General features: G+C 61.1%; 2 protein-coding genes and 1 pseudogene. 2 read left to right on the top strand and 1 reads right to left on the bottom strand.

Annotated features, from left to right (window positions below; genetic code table 11):
* Positions 1-211 precede the first annotated feature (211 nt).
* A pseudogene (locus ACFFNA_RS39400) lies at positions 212-820 on the bottom strand (site-specific integrase); the annotation flags it as partial.
* Between the two features lie 118 nt (positions 821-938).
* Between ACFFNA_RS39400 and ACFFNA_RS39405 the strand changes: the two are divergent.
* Complete coding sequence (locus ACFFNA_RS39405) at positions 939-1328, top strand: antitoxin Xre/MbcA/ParS toxin-binding domain-containing protein (protein WP_378925698.1); 390 nt, start codon at positions 939-941, stop codon at positions 1326-1328.
* On the top strand, positions 1325-1435 hold a 111-nt coding region (locus tag ACFFNA_RS39410), incomplete at its 3' end, for an RES domain-containing protein (protein ID WP_378925701.1). The genes ACFFNA_RS39405 and ACFFNA_RS39410, both read left to right, overlap by 4 nt.

The following is a 1435-nucleotide window of genomic DNA, read 5'->3' on the forward strand; positions in this document are numbered from 1 at the left end:
AGCCATTCTCGACCTCTTCACGCGGCCGCCACGCCGCAGATGTCCTCACTGTGAGAAGCTGCTCGCAGACGCCGTCAAACCTAAACTGCCAAAGTAGTGCTAGATGCCTTCATCAAACAGGCGGCCCTGGAACTCGCCCCGATCCCGCGCGACCCGTCTGTAAAGCTGATCGCACCCGACGGCTGAGGTTCTCGTGGGCACAACTCTGTCAGGTACCGTCGGACGAGCCGCGACCAATTTCGACCTCGCGCCAGCCGGTCTTGCCCCGCAACGTAACCAGCACGCCCTTGTCCGGGAAAAATTAATCCAGCCGGACCGTCCTCGGTTTGATCGCGCGCAACATCAAGGTCGACGATTTCGGAGCGGCGCAAGGAGCCGGCGAAGCCTAAAAGCAGCATGGCGCGGTCGCGCAGACCGCGCAGTATGACGTGGTCGAGCGTTTCCTGCACGGCGAGAACATCCTCGCGCAGGATGGCTTCCCTTTGACGGGGCGGGGAGGCGTGTTTGTTACGGATGCCGACGAGGACGGTGGCGATGCCCGGTCGTTCCGGTCGAGCGGTTGACCGCGTTGTGTATAGTTCCAGGTCAGCGACGACACAGGCGGCGCTCGATGGACGACACTGACTTGTTGTCCCTTGCCGATCCCGAGGCCTAGGGGCGTGATGTAGACGCCGACGATTTCTGGGTCCGGCGGCTGTGGGCCAAACGACTGACGCCGGCAGCAGGCGCAAAAATGCCTCCAGTCGGCGGCATAGGCGCGACGGGTGTTTGCCGAACTTGCTGCCTCGACACAATCGCGCGCACGGTCGGCTTGATCCACGTGCCTGCTAGGGCGGTGGCAACAGCCTAAATCGGTTGTCCCTGAGCTTGAAAGCTGTCGAGAAGTGCCATATCTTTTGCACAAGAAATATGACTCTCGATATGGTATGGTGAATACCGTGGCCCATGCACTCAAGATACCAGAGCAGAACGAACCTCTCATCTTGTCCTACATGGACCGGAATGGGAAGATTGCGATCGAGCAGGTCGCGGACGGTTTTGGCATGTCCAAAGGCCAGTTAGCCCAGACTGCCGGTCTTGCGCGCGAGACCCTTTACCGGTCAGAGCGTAGCGCCACGGTAAAGACCCAGGGGCGTCTGCGGGAAATGCTCGAGATCATCAGCCGCGTGACGGATTGGGCGGGTGGCAAGGAGCAGGCGATGGCTTGGTATCGGGCTCAGCCGCTTCCAGCGTTTGGGGGACGCACGGCTGAGGCGCTGGTGAAGGATGGCAAGGCAGCAGCGGTCCGTGATTATCTCGATCACATGGCCGTTGGCGGGTTTGCGTGAGGTTCGTCAGAACCTGCTACCGCGCACACGATCCACGTTGGGCATTCAAGCCGACTTCCGGCGAAGGAGCGGCGAGCCGAGGCGCCCGATTCAATCCCAAAGGCGTG

The sequence above is a fragment of the Mesorhizobium kowhaii genome, assembly GCF_042431665.1.
GTDB lineage: Bacteria > Pseudomonadota > Alphaproteobacteria > Rhizobiales > Rhizobiaceae > Mesorhizobium > Mesorhizobium kowhaii.